This window comes from Sulfitobacter sp. HI0129, assembly GCF_001635395.1.
Lineage (GTDB): Bacteria > Pseudomonadota > Alphaproteobacteria > Rhodobacterales > Rhodobacteraceae > Sulfitobacter.
In genome coordinates, this window is the sequence record NZ_LWGH01001134.1 from 1 (window position 1) to 822 (window position 822).

Here is an 822-nt window from a genome sequence, read left to right on the forward strand (position 1 = left end):
GTGGTGTCGGACAACGTCCTATATCGGGAAGATTTGTCTGCTTAGGTCAGCAGGTCATGGGGCATCCGGTGTCCCGGATGCCCTGATATGGTTGCCCAGGCGGTCTCCGCCGTCAAGAAGCGGTCTCTCCCATAGCAAACACAGGGTACGCGCGATGGCGGCCCTCACCGTCCTTAAGACGAGATCCAAAATCCCAAGCGGAAGACCTGAACATTATCTACGAGGTCAGCGAACTGCCTCCACGGCTCTGATCAGACAAGGGTCCTTCCACCTGGGCTCACCCCCTCGAAGAAGGGGCGATAGGGTTCGCCGTGCTTGACCACGGCGTGTACGGTGCGCGCCATCTTGGCCGCGATTGCGGTGTAGGCCTTGCGGCGCAGATGGGCATTGTGTCGGTCTCCCGCGATGTAGCGTTCGAACTTGTCGCGGAAGCTGTTCGTGTGTTTGAGCACGGCAACCTGGCCCGCCATCCAGAGGGTTCTGCGAAGTCGGGCGTTGCCATACTTCGAGATGCGGCTTTGGCCGCGGAACATGCCGGATTGCACGGTGGCGAGGTCCATGCCGCAGAACTTCAGGAATTGGCGGTGATGGCGGAAACGGCGCAGATCGCCAGCTTCGGCCAGGATGGTCAAGGCGTTGATCGGGCCGATGCCGGGGATGGTTGTCAGAAGCTGGTAATCGGGATGATCGGACAGAAGCTCGACGGCACGGGCCTCGATCTCATTGCGCTGGCGAACCAGGCTTCGGCCTTCGGCCAGCACAAGGCGGAACATACGAACGGCGTCGGATTCCGGGTGAACGGGTAACCCCACTGAACCAACC

At 60.8% G+C, this 822-nt stretch carries 1 protein-coding gene; it reads right to left on the bottom strand.

Going from position 1 to position 822, the window contains the following annotated elements; all coding sequences use genetic code 11:
- Positions 1-251: 251 nt before the first annotated feature.
- On the bottom strand, positions 252-822 hold a 571-nt coding region (locus A3764_RS23715; RefSeq protein ID WP_150122446.1), incomplete at its 5' end, for an IS110 family transposase.